The organism is Serratia sp. 2723, assembly GCF_050434425.1.
GTDB lineage: Bacteria > Pseudomonadota > Gammaproteobacteria > Enterobacterales > Enterobacteriaceae > Chania.
The window spans coordinates 17882-33896 of record NZ_JBNDIN010000022.1 but is presented as its reverse complement, the minus strand read 5'-3'; the positions used below and the strand labels follow the sequence as shown (position 1 = coordinate 33896).

The 16015-nt window shown below is 55.0% G+C and carries 13 protein-coding genes; 7 read left to right on the top strand and 6 right to left on the bottom strand.

The annotated features are described in order from the left end of the window. Nucleotides 1–201 precede the first annotated feature (201 nt). On the bottom strand, nucleotides 202–738 hold the full coding sequence (locus ABIE29_RS22660; protein WP_429621522.1) for a TetR/AcrR family transcriptional regulator: 537 nt from the start codon (nucleotides 736–738) through the stop codon (nucleotides 202–204). Nucleotides 739–1127: 389 nt separating this feature from the next. Here ABIE29_RS22660 and ABIE29_RS22655 point away from each other — a divergent pair, with 389 nt between their 5' ends. Beyond that, entirely contained in the window at nucleotides 1128–2348 is a 1221-nt protein-coding gene (locus tag ABIE29_RS22655; RefSeq protein ID WP_429621501.1) for a Tm-1-like ATP-binding domain-containing protein, read from the top strand. 82 nt (nucleotides 2349–2430) lie between these two features. On the opposite strand, the gene spy is transcribed toward ABIE29_RS22655, so the two are convergent. Next, nucleotides 2431–2934, bottom strand: coding sequence for an ATP-independent periplasmic protein-refolding chaperone Spy (gene spy, locus ABIE29_RS22650; protein ID WP_429621499.1), 504 nt, complete (start codon nucleotides 2932–2934; stop codon nucleotides 2431–2433). A 410-nt stretch (nucleotides 2935–3344) separates the two neighbouring features. On the opposite strand from spy, the gene pdeR reads away from it, so the two are divergent. Then, entirely contained in the window at nucleotides 3345–5336 is a 1992-nt protein-coding gene (gene pdeR, locus ABIE29_RS22645) for a cyclic di-GMP phosphodiesterase (protein WP_429621497.1), read from the top strand. Nucleotides 5337–5355: 19 nt separating this feature from the next. Here pdeR and ABIE29_RS22640 read toward each other — a convergent pair whose 3' ends face one another. Continuing rightward, a complete protein-coding gene (locus tag ABIE29_RS22640) occupies nucleotides 5356–6222 on the bottom strand; it encodes a crotonase/enoyl-CoA hydratase family protein (RefSeq protein WP_429621495.1) in 867 nt (288 codons plus the stop codon). A gap of 320 nt (nucleotides 6223–6542) precedes the next feature. Between ABIE29_RS22640 and yhjD the strand changes: the two genes are divergently transcribed. The 3 genes from yhjD (at nucleotide 6543) to ABIE29_RS22625 (ending at nucleotide 10046) form a co-directional block, all read left to right on the top strand. After that, nucleotides 6543–7538 carry an inner membrane protein YhjD gene (yhjD, locus tag ABIE29_RS22635; protein ID WP_429621493.1) on the top strand — a complete coding sequence of 332 codons (996 nt, stop codon included), beginning with the start codon at nucleotides 6543–6545 and terminating at the stop codon, nucleotides 7536–7538. 341 nt (nucleotides 7539–7879) lie between these two features. Next, on the top strand, nucleotides 7880–9202 hold the full coding sequence (locus ABIE29_RS22630; RefSeq protein WP_429621491.1) for an MFS transporter: 1323 nt from the start codon (nucleotides 7880–7882) through the stop codon (nucleotides 9200–9202). A 91-nt stretch (nucleotides 9203–9293) separates the two neighbouring features. After that, nucleotides 9294–10046 (top strand): CDP-diacylglycerol diphosphatase, encoded by a 753-nt coding sequence (locus ABIE29_RS22625; protein ID WP_429621489.1) that lies wholly within the window; start codon nucleotides 9294–9296, stop codon nucleotides 10044–10046. Nucleotides 10047–10053: 7 nt separating this feature from the next. On the opposite strand, the gene ABIE29_RS22620 is transcribed toward ABIE29_RS22625, so the two are convergent. Next, the gene (locus ABIE29_RS22620; protein WP_429621487.1) at nucleotides 10054–12099 is read right to left on the bottom strand and encodes an AsmA family protein; all 2046 of its coding nucleotides are present in this window, start codon (nucleotides 12097–12099) and stop codon (nucleotides 10054–10056) included. 105 nt (nucleotides 12100–12204) lie between these two features. Next, a complete protein-coding gene (gene pdeH / locus ABIE29_RS22615) occupies nucleotides 12205–13005 on the bottom strand; it encodes a cyclic-guanylate-specific phosphodiesterase (RefSeq protein ID WP_429621485.1) in 801 nt (266 codons plus the stop codon). Between the two features lie 143 nt (nucleotides 13006–13148). Between pdeH and ABIE29_RS22610 the strand changes: the two genes are divergently transcribed. Both ABIE29_RS22610 and ABIE29_RS22605 read left to right on the top strand, forming a co-directional pair. Beyond that, on the top strand, nucleotides 13149–13352 hold the full coding sequence (locus ABIE29_RS22610; protein WP_021181815.1) for a 2-hydroxymuconate tautomerase family protein: 204 nt from the start codon (nucleotides 13149–13151) through the stop codon (nucleotides 13350–13352). A 153-nt stretch (nucleotides 13353–13505) separates the two neighbouring features. After that, entirely contained in the window at nucleotides 13506–14438 is a 933-nt protein-coding gene (locus ABIE29_RS22605; protein ID WP_429621483.1) for a sugar kinase, read from the top strand. An 86-nt stretch (nucleotides 14439–14524) separates the two neighbouring features. Here ABIE29_RS22605 and ilvC read toward each other — a convergent pair whose 3' ends face one another. Beyond that, complete coding sequence (gene ilvC / locus ABIE29_RS22600) at nucleotides 14525–16000, bottom strand: ketol-acid reductoisomerase (protein WP_021181818.1); 1476 nt, start codon at nucleotides 15998–16000, stop codon at nucleotides 14525–14527. Nucleotides 16001–16015: the final 15 nt, after the last annotated feature.

Below are 16015 nucleotides of genomic sequence, written 5' to 3'. Positions count from 1 at the left end.
CAACACCAGGGAAATTATAAGCCGGCCACAACACCTGATTAAAGCATCTTCGGGTAGTTGCAAGCTGAGCAAGTTTAACCACAGAGTTAATTGCTTCACCCCTCGTTAAGCCGGGGCCCGCAGGGGTTCCGGTTTTTTATTTGCCAAAAAACCAATGAAAAGGCCGGAGAACACTCCCCGGCCCGTCACTCGTTTGGTGGATTACCCTCCGGAGCTGGCATCTTCCTCCGCCTGGCGAATGATGGCTTTAGCCATCCACTGGGTCACATCCTGAATATCACCGAGCTCTAAACCCCAAATGTCCTTCAGTACCAGGAACACTTCGGAACCATAAATCAGCGAAAAGGCGTGGATCACGCGTTGCAGGGCTTCAGCCGGAAGTTTGTTCTGCAAGGGTTCCACCGCCAGCTTCAACAACCGCTTGCGATTGCCACGCACAAACTTTTCGCCCGGCGTTGCCTTGGCCCATTGCTGGAGCGACAGCTGTAGCGCCGCTCGCAGCGCACCTTCATGCTGCTCCATCTGCGGATAGGCAAACGCCAACAGCTGATGAATGCGCTTGAGCGCATCGTTATCCTGCGGCTGCCATTCCAGGATCGGCCCCAGGCTTTTCGCCACAACGGCAGAGATCAGGGCACTTTGGGTGGGAAAATAGCGATAAGCGGTAGCACGGGAGACCTGCGCGTGCGCCGCTAGCTCAGTAATCGAAGGGAAGACACCGCCATCGTAGAGCTCCATCGCACAGGCCAGCAGCAAGCTGCGGGTTTTGGCACGAGTATGTGTCAAAGATTCATCCCGCGAAGCGGGAAATGCGGATATTGGCACGTTTTCCTCGAACCTCCTCGTATCTTCCAGCCCTGGAACCAATACGATAACCAGCTTCACCGGCAGATCCAGGCCCATCGGTAGCGTAAAAATGACAGCTAACTAAGATAGCCAAAAACGGGATACAAGTCTCACTTTAAGTAAATTAATGCTTGCAAAAATGATACGGCAGTCTCATTATGGCCAAGAAATAAACGACAGCCTTATTGTCCAACACCAGGGTTTCCCCAACCTACAATAATAAATAGCATTAAAATCAAATTTGTTCAGACAGTTGTCTGAACCTTTTTCAGGAACAGAAGATGAGCTGCACCCCAGGTTTTGTCTATATTGCTACCACAGCAGATACTAAAGGACAAGAACTGGAATATGTCCGTCATCTGATCGCCAATCTCGATTTACCCGTCATCACTCTCGATCTCTCCACTTCCGGTAAGCCTTCTCTGTACCACGCAGACATTTCTGCACATGAGATCGCAGGTTACCATCCGGGAGGTAAGCAAGCCGTTTTTTGTGCTAATCGCGGGCAGGCGATTGCGGCCATGGCTATCGCTTTTGAGCGCTTCATGCTCTCACGCCGTGATGTTGCTGCGTTGCTAGGTTTGGGCGGGTCTGGTGGCACCGCGATCATCACGCCCGCCATGCAACAGTTGCCCATCGGCCTGCCAAAACTGATGGTATCGAGTATGGCTACGGGTGATGTCGCCGGCTATGTCGGCTGCAGCGATATTGCCATGCTGTATTCCGTCACCGATATCGCTGGGCTAAATCGCATTTCACGCAAGGTATTGAGCAATGCGGCCAACCAGATAGCCGGGGCCATCCGCTTTCATATCGATGATGATGCCGACAGTAAACCCGCCACCGGCCTGACCATGTTTGGCGTCACTACGCCTTGTATCAAGGCCGTGACCAGCGCCATTGAGCACGACTGGGATTGCCTGGTGTTTCACGCTACCGGCAGTGGTGGCCAGGCAATGGAAAAGCTGATCGATAACCGCTTGCTTAACGCCGTATTGGATCTGACCACCACCGAGGTGTGCGACTACCTGTTTGATGGCGTGTTGGCCTGCAACGAAGATCGCTTTGGAGCCATTGCCCGCACCGAGATCCCAAGTGTGATGTCATGTGGAGGGCTGGATATGATCAACTTCGGTCACCCGAAAACCATTCCGACCCGCTATGCCAATCGTCAATTTTATCCTCATAACAACCAGGTGACGTTGATGCGCACCACGGCGCAGGAAAATACCCTGTTGGGGCGTTGGATTGGCGACAAGCTGAACGCCTGTACCGGGGAGGTATGCTTTGTGGTACCGCTGGGTGGCTTTTCAACCTTGGATGCGCCAGGACAGCCCTTCTGGGATCCGCAAGCGTTGGACGCTTTTGTTCACTCGCTGGAACGGACGCTGATACAGACCGCAAAACGTCGGTTGCTCAAAGTGCCGTACCATATCAACGATCCCCTGTTCGCCGCAGTGATTATCAAGCAATTTAATGCCATTGCTGCTACGGCTGAATAATCCGCACCGGGTTATTTTCTGAATAGACAATAAAAAATGCCGGGCAAATAACCCGGCATTTTTATTTTGACAGCAATGTTAATTATTCAGCAGCAGGAACATGATCACGCATTTTCTTCATATGCTCCATCATCTTCTGTTCGCGTTTCTGATAATTCTCATTGTATTGTTTTTTCTGCTCTGGCGTTAGCAGGTTATACATCTTGTTTTCCGCTTTGGCGCGTTCCAGCATGTGTTCGGATTGCGCTTTGCCAATCGCATCAATCTGGGCTTTTGCCTTGGCTTCGTCGAAGCTTTCCGAAGCGACCATGTTGTGCAGTGCCTGGCGCTCATCTTTAGCACCCGGGGCGCGGTTTTGATGCAACTCTTTCATGATATCGCGCATCTGCTGGCGCTGCTCTTTGGTCAGGTTCAAGCCGGCAAACGGACCTTCTCTACCCGGGCCTTTATGGTGCATCATTTTCGCCGGAGCGGCGGTTGTGGCCGATGCCGTTGCCGGGGTGGTAGTTGCGTCGGCAGCGAAGGCGGCAGAAGCAGTACCCAGGGCTAACGTTGAAGCGACAAATAAAGCCGTCAGTTTACGCATGTTCATTTCCTTAAAAGTTATTCTTCATCAGGAGCGCTGTACGTTAACAGGCTCACTATCTCGTCGTCGGAAATAATAGTATGCGCATGAATATATAGTAATGAGAGTGAGTGTAAATTTTTTAAAATCAAAAATGCCAATATCCATCAATTATGAATAAATTATGGAGAAGGCGTCTGTTATTTGGAAGATTACATTGCCCAAGCGTAATTATTAGTGTGACTATTGTCCTCCTCCGGCTTGGGGAAATTTAGCATCCCTAGCCGCAACCCTGGCTCAACGAAGCCCAAAACTGATTTTCGCACAGTACGCGGTTCTCTTTTACACTCTATACAGACGTCGTTCACGCGATCCCCACCGTCTTTCAGGCTGCAGCGTAGGGTCCGGCCGTCCCTTTTTGAGGAAAGATCATGTTCGCAGACCAAGGCCCGATGCTTCTGAACACCCACTTTGGCACCAGCAGCCCTTACTGGCATCTGGCGTTTGACAGCAACGCCCTGGAGCTGACGGCAATCAAGGGCAAAACGCACCTTGCCGTAGCCCTCGACGAAATGCAGGCGGCAAAAATCCGCCGCCTGAGTGGGGTCACTGCCAGCCTGGACCTGACCATCCAGCTCAGCGGCCAACCCATCCATCTGCATCTGGTTGGCCGCCGGGTCAATAAATTTGAGTGGGCAGGCACCGCCTCTGCCTATACCGATACCGAGGCCGTGGCGCGTGATTTGGTGCACGGCCTGTCGTTTGCCGAACAGGTGGTGTCGGAGGCCAACTCCGTCATTGTCATCGTTGACCAGCACGGTCGCGTCCAACGCTTTAATCGCCTGAGCGAAGAGTACACCGGCCTGCAGGAACAGGACGTGATCGGCAAAAACGTCTTCAAGATGTTTATGAGCCCCGAAGAGGCTGCGGCATCACGGCGCAATATTGCCAACTTCTTTCGCAACGGGGCATCCTATGAGGTGGAGCGCTGGATCAAAACGGTCAAAGGCGAGCGGTTATTCCTGTTCCGCAACAAGTTCGTCCACAGCGGCAGCGGCAAAAAAGAGTTGTTTCTGATCTGTTCCGGCACGGATATCACCGAAGAACGCCGCGCCCAGGAACGCCTGCGGCTATTGGCCAATACCGATACCATTACCGGCCTGCCAAACCGCAACGCCATTCAGGATGATATTAACCGGGCGATTAGCGAACGCGGTGACAGCCACGTCGGGTTGGTCTATCTCGATCTGGATAACTTCAAAAAAGTGAACGATGCCTATGGCCATATGTTTGGCGATCGCTTGCTGGTTGAAGTGTCCCGCACCATCCTCAGTTGTCTGGATCACGGGGAAAAGCTTGCCCGTCTGGGAGGTGATGAATTTCTGGTACTGGTCACCCAGGCCGACCGGATCATGCTGCAAGAACTGGCCCAGCGCATTATCGAGCGCCTGCAAACGCCCTTCCGCATCGGTCTGATCGAAGTCTACACCGGCTGCTCGATCGGCATTGCCCTGTGCCCGCAGCATGGCCACGATCTGGACAGCCTGATCCGCAGCGCCGATACCGCCATGTACGTCGCCAAGGAGCAGGGCAAACGCACCTTTATCGTCTTCTCGCCGGAAATGAACCGCCGCGTTGCCGAATACATGTGGTTGGATACCAATCTGCGTAAGGGACTGGAACAGGAGCAACTGGTAGTGTATTACCAACCCAAGGTCGCAACGCTCAACGGAGCCGTGCACAGCGTAGAGGCGCTGGTTCGCTGGGATTCACCGGAACGCGGGCTGATCCCACCGCTGCAGTTCATCTCCTACGCCGAAGAGTCCGGGCTGATTGCCCCACTTGGCCGCTGGGTGCTGCAAACCGCCGCTAAACAGGCAGCCATTTGGCAGCAGCAGGGGCTGAATTTACGCATCGCAGTTAACCTTTCCGCCAGGCAGTTGGTAGATGACAGCGTGGTTAACGATCTGGTTGAGGTACTGCGAGACAACCGGCTTTCTCCCTGCACGCTGGACTTTGAGCTGACCGAGAGCAGCCTGATAGAGGATGAAAACCGGGCGTGCGAGGTAATCGCCCGGCTACGGGCCCTGGGCGCACAGGTACATCTGGATGATTTTGGCACCGGTTACTCCTCTCTGGCCCAACTGGCACGTATCCCGCTGGACGCCATCAAGCTGGATCAGAGCTTTGTGCGCGGCGTCAACCTGGCTCCGGTATCACAATCACTGATCCGCGCCATCGTCGCGGTCGCCGCAGCGCTACAGTTCAAGGTGATTGCCGAAGGGGTCGAGACGGACAGTGAAAATCGCTTCCTGGACTGCGTAGGGGTCGATGAAAAACAGGGATTCCTGTTCGCCCGGCCAATGCTGCCCGAACAGCTGGAGCAGTGGCTGAAAACCTATAGCCCGCAATCACCAAAGTGATGCGGGCGGGAATTAACGCTTAGCCTGCGTGACGCTGATTAAGCGTGTGCCGATCCTGCAACATCACCAACCGCTCAATGTACAGGCGATCCTTCTCCTCGATGGTAAAGGCCGAATGCACCCAATCCTCGGTAATGTCCATCAGCTCGGAGCGGGTTAACTGCAATACCCGCTGACGCGCGCGCAACATGGCACGTATGCCGTTCAGCTTGGGCCTGATGGTGTCGATGAAGGTACGAGTCGCCATATAGGCATCACCCGGTTGAAACAGCCTATCCACCAGCCCATAGCTTTCGAACCATTCGGCGGTGTGAGACTCCCCGCTCCAGATCAGTTCTTCCGCCAGGCGCATACCTGCCTTGCGGGCTACCAGTGAATAGCCACCCATACCGGGAAACAGGTTGAAGGCGATTTCCGGGAACCCCATCCGCGCATTGTTCTGCGCCAAAACAAAATGGTGCGCCAATGCCGCCTCAAAACCGCCCCCTAGCGCGCTGCCCTCCACCATGGCGATGCTGATAGCCCCGGTATCAAAGCCACGTGCCGCCGCATGCACACAGTCGATACAGGCCCGGGCATAGGCCATCATCGACTCACGCTTGCGGTTTTTGATCGCTTCGGCAAAAAAGCTCAGATCCCCACCGACGTTAAACATGTTTTGCACCAGCGAGCCAGTGACCCAAAAGTCGAACTGCAACGTCGACTCTTTCGCCGCCTGCGCCAGCGTCATGATGTCCTCGATCAGCGCCTGATTGAAGCAAGGGCGCGGCTCTGCACGCATTAGCATCCACATAATGTGGCGATCTTCCTCGTAATAAGCGGAAAGTTGCAACAGGTTGCCCGCTTCGGTAAATGGGCGACAGGTGGGATGATTGAATAATTTCATAAGACCTTCCATTTTATCTATTGATTCAGGTGATAACCGTTCCAGCCCCTACGGCTGCAGTAGGCGCATACTGGGTGAAAAAGCGCGCGCCATAAGATGAGTAAAAGCCTTCCTGGCGATGAGATAGATAAAAATGCAGGGATCCGGCAGAAATTCAGTCGTGTGGCGAATAGGACAAAATCGAACGATCTCGCTTGCCGCTGTGGGTAAAGGTCATCATCAGAATTAACCCAATCTCGCTAATAACGGCCAAATCAAAGGCATATTTGGCTATAATCAAGCACATGCCCATTGAATTACCCGAAGGATACCGTGACGTAATGCAGAATAAAGCCGCTCCAGAGCAGCCTGAGGCCATTGAGAAATCGACGATCGCCATCAAAACCGGCCACCAAAAACTGGATGAAGGCCTTTCAGGGTTCGCTCGCCTGATAGAGCGCGTTAAAGCCTGGCCCACCATCGCTCACCTGCTGCGAGCCACCGAACGCTTCAACGACCGTCTTGGCAGCCAGTTTGGCGCCGCCATTACCTACTTCTCGTTTCTCTCACTGATCCCGATCCTGATGGTGTCGTTTGCCGCCGTGGGCTTTGTGCTGGCGTCCAACCCGGACCTGCTGGCCGAACTGATCAATCAGATCGTCAATAGCATCAGCGATCCCACGCTGGCCAGTACCTTGAAGAACACGGTGAATACCGCCATCCAGCAACGTACCACCGTGGGCCTGACCGGCCTGGCGCTGGCGCTGTACTCCGGCATCAGTTGGATGGGTAACCTGCGTGAGGCGATCCGCGCCCAGTCCCGTGACGTCTGGGAACGTAATCCTCAGGATCAGGAGAAAATCTATTTTCGCTACACCCGCGATTTTATTTCATTAACCGGCCTGGTAGTGGCGCTGATCGTCACGCTGTCGTTAACCTCGATTGCGGGCTCTGCCCAGGCGGCCATCGTGCATGCGCTGGGGTTGGATGGCATTGAATGGCTGCGGCCGGCGATGACGCTGATCGCGTTGTCGATCTCCATCTTTGCCAACTACCTGCTGTTTCTGTGGATCTTCTGGATGCTGCCGCGCCATAAGCCGAAGAAAAAAGCGCTGCTGCGCGGCACGCTGATCGCCGCAATTGGCTTTGAAGCGATCAAGTTTGTGATGACCATGACGCTGCCGCAGGTCGCCAAATCGCCTTCCGGTGCCGCCTTTGGTTCGGTGATCGGGCTGATGGCGTTCTTCTACTTTTTTGCCCGCCTGACGCTGTTTTGCGCCGCCTGGATCGCCACGGCACAGTATAAAGAGGACAAAACCCTGCCGCAGGGCAAGTGAATATCACTCACCAGCATTGTATTCATGCCAGTCGCCAGGTTGCGACTGGTTTTTTATTTCGACAATCAGGCAAAAAAGCAGTCAATAACTCTAAAACTCAAGCAAGCAACCGACCAAAAACAGCATAACAATCTGGCGCATAACTTTTCTTTGCGGCTTTTCCAGTTGTTATCTCTGTATACTGCTCACTTTGCCACGTTTAAGACCAAATAAAACATCATCGCTAAAACATTAATCTTTTTAACAGTTTATTTGCCAGATAGTACAAACCCTCCCCGTTGAAAAGCCATTTTGCTATGACTAAGATGAATTTTTCCCTAGTCAAAATATAAGAAATAACTATGCAAGCCACCATCGCAACCCCCTTGGACGCCGATGCCGCGTCCACACCGGTTAACTCCCGGGGAAAAGTCATCGTCGCCTCTCTGGTTGGTACCGCCATCGAGTTCTTTGATTTCTATATTTATGCCACCGCTGCGGTGATCGTATTCCCGCATATCTTCTTCCCACAGGGCGATCCTGCCGCCGCCACGCTGCAATCGCTGGCCACCTTCGCCATCGCCTTTGTGGCGCGGCCAATCGGCTCTGCCCTGTTCGGCCACTTCGGCGATCGCGTCGGGCGGAAGGTGACTTTGGTGGCTTCACTGCTGACCATGGGGATTTCCACCGTGCTGATCGGCCTGCTGCCAAGCTATGCAACCATTGGCATCTTTGCACCGATCCTGCTGGCGCTGGCGCGCTTTGGCCAAGGTCTGGGTCTGGGTGGCGAATGGGGCGGTGCTGCGTTGCTGGCCACCGAGAATGCGCCAGCCAACAAGCGTGCGCTGTACGGATCGTTCCCACAGCTGGGTGCGCCGATCGGCTTCTTCTTCGCCAACGGCACCTTCCTGCTGCTCTCCTGGCTGCTGACTGACGAACAGTTCATGACCTGGGGCTGGCGCGTGCCGTTTATCCTCTCTGCCGCACTGGTGCTGGTTGGCCTGTATGTGCGTATTTCGCTACATGAAACCCCGGTTTTTGCCAAAGTGGCCAAGGCGGGCAAACAGGTCAAGGTTCCGCTCGGGACGCTGCTGAGCAAGCACAAAAAGGCCACCATCCTGGGTACCTTCATCATGCTGGCAACCTATACGCTGTTCTACCTGATGACCGTTTACTCCATGACCTACGGCACGGCCGCAGAGCCGCTGGGGTTAGGCTATTCACGCAACAGCTTCCTGTGGATGCTGATGGTAGCGGTGATTGGTTTTGGCGTGATGGTGCCGATCGCCGGTTTGCTGGCCGATGCCTTTGGCCGCCGCAAGACCATGATTGTCATCACTCTGTTGATGATCGGCTTTGCCTTCCTGTTCCCGAGCATGCTGGGCTCAGGCAATCAGCTGTTGGTGATGGCTTTCCTGCTGCTTGGGTTGAGCATTATGGGCCTGACCTTTGGCCCGATGGGCGCGCTGCTGCCTGAACTGTTCCCAACAGAAGTGCGCTACACCGGGGCCTCGTTCTCGTATAACGTGGCCTCGATCCTGGGGGCTTCGGTAGCGCCTTATATTGCGACCTGGTTGGCCAACAACTACGGGCTGTTCTACGTTGGCATGTACCTGGCGGCCATGGCCAGCCTGACGCTGATCGCGCTGCTGCTGATGAAAGAAACCCGCCACAAGTCGCTGTAATCCTCTCCCGGCCCCCTGCCTATGGGGGCCGTTTGTCTGTTGTCACAAAACCCAGTTATGCTATCCCTCCCTTTGCTGAGGAAACCTAACTATGTCGTTGCGCCGTTGGCTCTGTTTGTCTGTAACGTTGCTGATTATTATCGCCATTGCCGCCTATTTCTGGCTGAAACCGGCCCACCCGGATGCACTGTGGCATATCGTCAGCCAGCAATGCCTGCCTAATCAGCAACAAAACCATAATCCGGCCCCCTGCGCACAGGTGGATGAGCAGGCAGGGTTCGTGGTGCTGAAAGACCGCAATGGGCCGTTGCAGTACCTGTTGATGCCAACGGCCAAAATCACTGGCATCGAAAGCCCTCAGGTATTACAGCCCAACACCGCCAACTTCTTCGCCTTAGCCTGGCAGGCCCGGCATTTTATGGCAGATAAACTCGGTAAACCGATCGACGATGCTGCCATCTCGCTGGCGATCAACTCCGAATACGGCCGTACGCAAAATCAGCTGCATATTCACATCTCCTGCCTGCAACCGGCGGTAAAAACCCGGCTGGCGCAGCTGCAAGGGGATTTCAGCGAAAGCTGGCAGCCGCTACCCGGTGGATTGCTGGGGCATGATTATTTGGCTCGCCGCGCCAGCGCCGCTGAACTCAAGCAGCTTGGGGCATTCCGTTTGCTGGCTCAGGGCGTTGAGGGCGCACGTGAAAGCATGGGGAGCTACGGCATGGCGATGACGGCCTTGCCGAGAGGGGATTTCCTGCTGTTGGCTGTGAAACGTAACCTATGGCAGCTGAATCTGGCCTCCGCCGAAGAGATCCAGGATCACAACTGCCAGGTACTACAGTAATCTTGGGTCACTTCTTATTCTTCATCTGCTGCAGGATCTTGCCACACTGGTTCTGTTCGCCGCCGTCACTCGGTGACACCAGAGCCAGCAACGCTGCTGCCGGGGCAACCACCACACCCAATGCCACCGCAGCCACCCCGCGAGCAATCAGCGGCCCGGCCTTCACGCCAGCGTCCGGTTTTTTAAACGTCCCTTTGACATACAGTGGTGAACGCAGGGTCAGCACCCGCATCCCTTTGCTTTCCGGGTCGATGGACAGATCCAGCCGTTCGGTGGCGAAATTGATGTTGCCAGTGATGTTGATGATGGCGTTTTCCGTATCAAACACGAACAGCCGTGGCGTCGCCAACCCGCTGCGAATGCCGACATCCGCCGCCGCACAGTTGATCCCCACCTCGTCATCGCCAAACAGTTGAGCTACCAGATAGTTGCCTACGTTCAGGCCCAGAATTTCCATTAGGCTGCGGCTGATCACGCCGTCATTGATCAGCAGGCGCAGGTCGCCGCTGCTGGTCGCCAGCAAGTCGGCTACCGAGTTGCCGCTGCCTGTCAATTTGGCATCGCCGTTCAATTCTCCCAGGCTGCGCTTCATCGACTCCACGTTCGGCAGCAGCTGTTTCAGTTGGAACTTACGCGCATGCATATCCACCCGGCCCTGCATCGGGCTCTTGCTACCATCAAGACGGACGGTGGCATTCAGGTTCCCCCCGGCCACGCCGAAGCGCAGCGGGTCCATCAGGATCACCGCGTTATCCAGCTTAAGGTGGGTATTCAGATCGCTCAGCGGCAGCGAACTGCCATGCTCAATGCGTTTGGCGGTAAATTTGACGTCGGCATCCATTACCCCCCAGCTTTTGGTTTCGAACTTCTCAACCGGCAGCACTTTGTCGCTCGGCTGGCGGGTCTTCTCGCCGCGATTGGCTTTCTGCTGATTGGAGTCCGCACCGATCAATGGCGCAAGATCGGCAAAACGCAGCTGTTTGGAAAGCACCTCTCCACTCAACTTGGGCCGAGGGTGGCTCGCAACGTACTTCAAATCCCCATGGATATCGCTGTCACCGATCTTGCCGTCAAAGCCCTGATACTGGAATACCGCACCGCCCGGTTGATGCAACTGGGCGATCAGATGACCATCGGTAGAGTAAGGAGGGGTATTCGGTAACAACACGCCGGTCAGCGCATACAGGTTTCCCAGGCTGTCACCGGAGAACTTCAGCCGTAGATCCAGACCGCCAAGGTTCAGCGCATCGGACAACGTCCCCGCGACCTGCACTCTGGTATTGCCGGAACGGACATCGGCCTGCAACGGGAACGGAATATCAGCGCTTTGCAGTGACAACATGCCACCCATCTTGCCGCTGCCAGACAGGACTTCGCCATGGTATTTTCCCTTTACCTTCCAGCCGAAGACATAATCCGGCGTCGTCGCTTTATCCCCCGGCTGCTTACCCGCAACTTCACTAAAGGGCAGAGGCTTGCCGAGCGGGTCGATCAGCGCCTGGAAATCGGCCTTGAGCGTGGCATCTTTAAAATCAATCTGGCCGCGATCAAACACGATATCGTGAATGCTGACCGACCAGTCTGACTGCGGTTGGTTGGGGTCTTTATCGGCGCTGTTGGCCAGGTTGAAGGTCCAGTTATTGTCACCGTTCGCCAGGCGCTGTAGCGAGGCATTTGGCTGTTTCAACCAGATACGCGGGATCAGCACCTCTTTGCCCAGTAGCGCCAATGGTGCGATCGAGGCATCGACGCGTTGCAGTGTGATCATCTCGTCGCCAGGTATCCTGTCCGGGTTGCCCAACATAATATCTTCGGCGTGGATATGTGGCCAAGGTACCCAGGCACGCCAGCCCCCCTCATCCTGGTGACGTTCCCAGTTAACGCCCAGATCGCCACGAATAGCAAACGGGCGCTGCAGCTCGGCAGAGACTTTGCTATTGATGGTGGGTTTGAGACGGTTCCAATCGAAAGTGGTAATGAACACCACCAAAACCACGCTGATCAGCAGCACGATGCCGCCAATCCAGCTAAAAGTTTTGCCCGTTCTTGTCATAACAGCTCCCTTGAGGCGATAGCTGACTGACCCAATTGAGGGCCTCAGCCTACTTAAAAGCCTAGTCGAGGATAGGCCAGAGTTCACGCTTTGGGAGCTAGTGGGTCAGGGGGTGGGGACAATAAACCGTGTAGGTAGCGTTTTCAGTTGGTCAAAATGTGCAGGGCGGCTAAGGTAATACCCTTGGGCTGCAAACGCGCCAGAGCGCTGCACCAGCCGCCATTCCTGCTCTGTTTCTACCCCTTCGACAATCACCCCGTCACTGTGCTGGCTCATCAGGCGCACCAGGGTAAAAAACAGCTGGATGCCCTCATCGCTTTGCTTGAGCAGCATAAACAGCTCGCGCGCCACCTTGATATACTGATAACGCCAACTACTGACCGCAGAGAAATTCGCCAGCCCGCTGCCAAAATCATCCAACCACAGGCGCTCCGCCCCGGGGATGTGCTGCAGTGGCCCATTCAACGCTCTGTCTGCCTGCTCCACCAACTCAAAACGCAGGTAAGGCATGATGCTGATTTGCCGCTGCATCGCCGGATGCCGTTGCAGTGCCTGCAATGCCTTGCCATCGATATTGATCGACACCATCAATGCGTGACGGGTAAACAAGATCTGCCACTGCTGCAGTAAATTGAGCTGTTCCTGAATGACCGCCAGGCGCTGGCGTAGCCCAAGCGCGGCAAAGTAATGCTCTGGGGATACTGGCTTATCCGGTGCTGCCGGATGATGTACCGCCGTGAGCAACTCCACCGCCAACAGTTTACCACAGGTGCGGTAAATGGGTTGAAAAGTATACAAACGCCGACACTGCCGCCAGTAACGGAAGACTTTGGCACGCTGCCAGGCGGCAAACAATGGCGTCAGTAGACCAGAGATCATGTTGGTTATCATTGGTACTTTCGCCATTAGGGAATGGGAACGATAACGTTGCCGGAAAATTCGTCGATCTTGTTATCGGCAATGCACAATAAAACTTTAAGCCCTGTTCAAAGCTCTCTACATTAGGCCATTACCTACATGCAACTTTTTTATAACAAGAGGAAAATAAAATGCCCTACGTAAATATCAAAATTACCCGCGAGGGTGCAACCGCTGAGCAGAAAAAACAGCTGATTGCTGGCGTAACCCAGCTGTTGGTCGATACGCTCGGCAAAAACCCTGCCACTACCGTAGTAGTGATCGATGAGGTGGAGACCGATAACTGGGGGATTGGTGGTCAATGCGTCACCGATCTGCGCGCGGCGGCCAAGTAGTTTTCCTTCCTCAGCGGCGGGAAACCACGCGTTTCCCGATCGCGATCATAAACTAATTAAAACGCTGTTTTATTCCTATTGACTCGCTTCGCCCTTGCGTTGAGACTGAGCGTATTCGCAGCAACCAGACTCATCATCAAGCCAGGGATTATCATGAACAGCAAAAACCTCGCCGTGATCGGCGAATGCATGATCGAACTGTCGCAGAAAGGCGCCGATCTCAGCCGTGGATTCGGCGGCGACACCCTCAACACTGCCGTCTATATCGCCCGCCAGGTGCCGCAACAGGCGCTGAACGTCCATTACGTCACCGCGCTCGGCACCGACAGTTTCAGCCGGGAAATGCTGCAAACCTGGCAGCAGGAGCAGGTGAAAACCGATCTGATCCAACAGTTGGACAACAAGCTGCCGGGGCTGTACGTGATCGAAACCGACGATACCGGCGAGCGCACCTTCTATTATTGGCGTAACGATGCGGCCGCCCGCTACTGGCTGGATGGCCCGCAGGCAGAAAGCCTGTGCGCACAGCTGGCGCAGTTTGATTACCTGTATCTGAGCGGCATCAGCGTGGCGATCCTCAACCCGGCCAGCCGGGCCAAACTGCTGACTCTGCTGCGCCAATGCCGTTCCAACGGCGGCAAAGTGATCTTCGATAACAACTATCGGCCACGGCTGTGGCAAAGCCAGCAAGAGACCCAGCAGGCCTATCGCGAGATCCTGGCCTGTACCGACATCGCCTTCCTGACGCTGGATGATGAAGATTTACTGTGGGGCAAGCAGCCGGTTGAACAGGTGGTGAGCCGCACGCGTGACTTTGGCGTGAGTGAGATTGTGATTAAGCGTGGCGCAGACTCCTGCCTGGTGTTTAGCGCCGATGGGGAAACCCACGACGTACCAGCGGTCAAACTGCCAAAAGAAAAAGTGATTGATACCACCGCCGCCGGGGATTCCTTCAGCGCAGGTTATCTGGCTATGCGCCTGACCGGTGGTGATGCCGTTAGCGCGGCCAAACGTGGCCACCTGACCGCCAGCACGGTGATCCAATATCGCGGGGCCATTATCCCACGCGAAGCGATGCCGCAGTAATTTCCATCGTCCAGATAGGCGAAAGGCCAGCAACAATGCTGGCCTTTTTAGTTGGCCCGATAATCGGGCCGTTACAATCTTGGTGCTTAACCTGCTACCGCGATACGTTTCATATCGGTCATATAACCGCGCAGTTTGCGGCCAACGGATTCGATCGGGTGGTTGCGCACCGCTTCGTTCACGTCACGCAGCTGCGCGTTATCAACGGTGGTACCAGCAACGGATTTACCCAGATCGCCCGCCTGCAGGGTAGTCATGAACTCTTTCAGCAACGGTACCGCTGCATAAGAGAACAGGTAGTTACCGTATTCTGCGGTATCCGAGATCACCACGTTCATTTCATACAGACGCTTACGCGCGATGGTGTTGGCGATCAACGGCAGCTCGTGCAGAGATTCGTAGTAAGCAGACTCTTCGATGATGCCTGAATCCACCATGGTTTCGAAGGCCAGTTCAACGCCCGCTTTCACCATTGCTACCATCAGTACGCCGTTGTCGAAGTATTCCTGCTCGCTGATTTTGCCTTCAAACTGTGGTGCGGTTTCGAAAGCGGTTTTACCGGTCTCTTCACGCCAGGTCAGCAGTTTCACATCGTCTGCGGCCCAGTCTGCCATCATACCGCTGGAGAATTCGCCAGAGATGATGTCGTCCATGTGCTTCTGGAACAGCGGAGCCATGATGCCTTTCAACTGCTCAGACAGCGCATAGGCACGCAGTTTCGCCGGGTTGGACAGGCGGTCCATCATCAGGGTGATACCGCCCTGCTTCAGCGCTTCGGTGATGGTTTCCCAGCCGAACTGGATCAGTTTTTCAGCGTAAGCCGGGTCGGTCCCTTCGGAGACCAGCTTGTCGAAGCACAGCAGAGAACCCGCCTGCAGCATACCGCACAGGATAGTCTGCTCGCCCATCAGGTCAGATTTCACTTCTGCCACGAAGGAAGATTCCAGCACGCCTGCACGGTGGCCGCCGGTGGCTGCCGCCCATGCCTTGGCAATCGCCATGCCTTCGCCTTTTGGATCGTTTTCCGGGTGAACCGCGATCAGCGTCGGCACGCCGAAACCACGTTTGTATTCTTCACGTACTTCAGTACCTGGGCACTTAGGTGCAACCATCACTACGGTGATGTCTTTACGAACCTGCTCGCCAACTTCAACGATGTTGAAGCCGTGGGAGTAGCCCAGCGCAGCACCATCTTTCATCAGCGGCTGTACGGCACGAACTACTGAGGTGTGCTGCTTGTCTGGCGTCAGGTTAACTACCAGATCGGCCTGCGGGATCAGATCTTCATAGGTGCCAACCTTGAAGCCGTTCTCGGTGGCTTTGCGCCATGAGGCACGCTTCTCGGCAATCGCTTCTTTACGCAGCGCATAGGCCACGTCCAGGCCGGAATCACGCATGTTCAGACCCTGGTTCAGACCCTGAGCACCACAGCCGACAATCACCACTTTTTTCCCTTTCAGGTAACCGGCTTCATCCGCAAATTCGTCACGCGCCATGAAACGGCACTTACCCAATTGCGCCAGCTGCTGACGCAGGTTCAATGTGTTGAAATAGTTAGCCATGGTGATGCTCCAGTT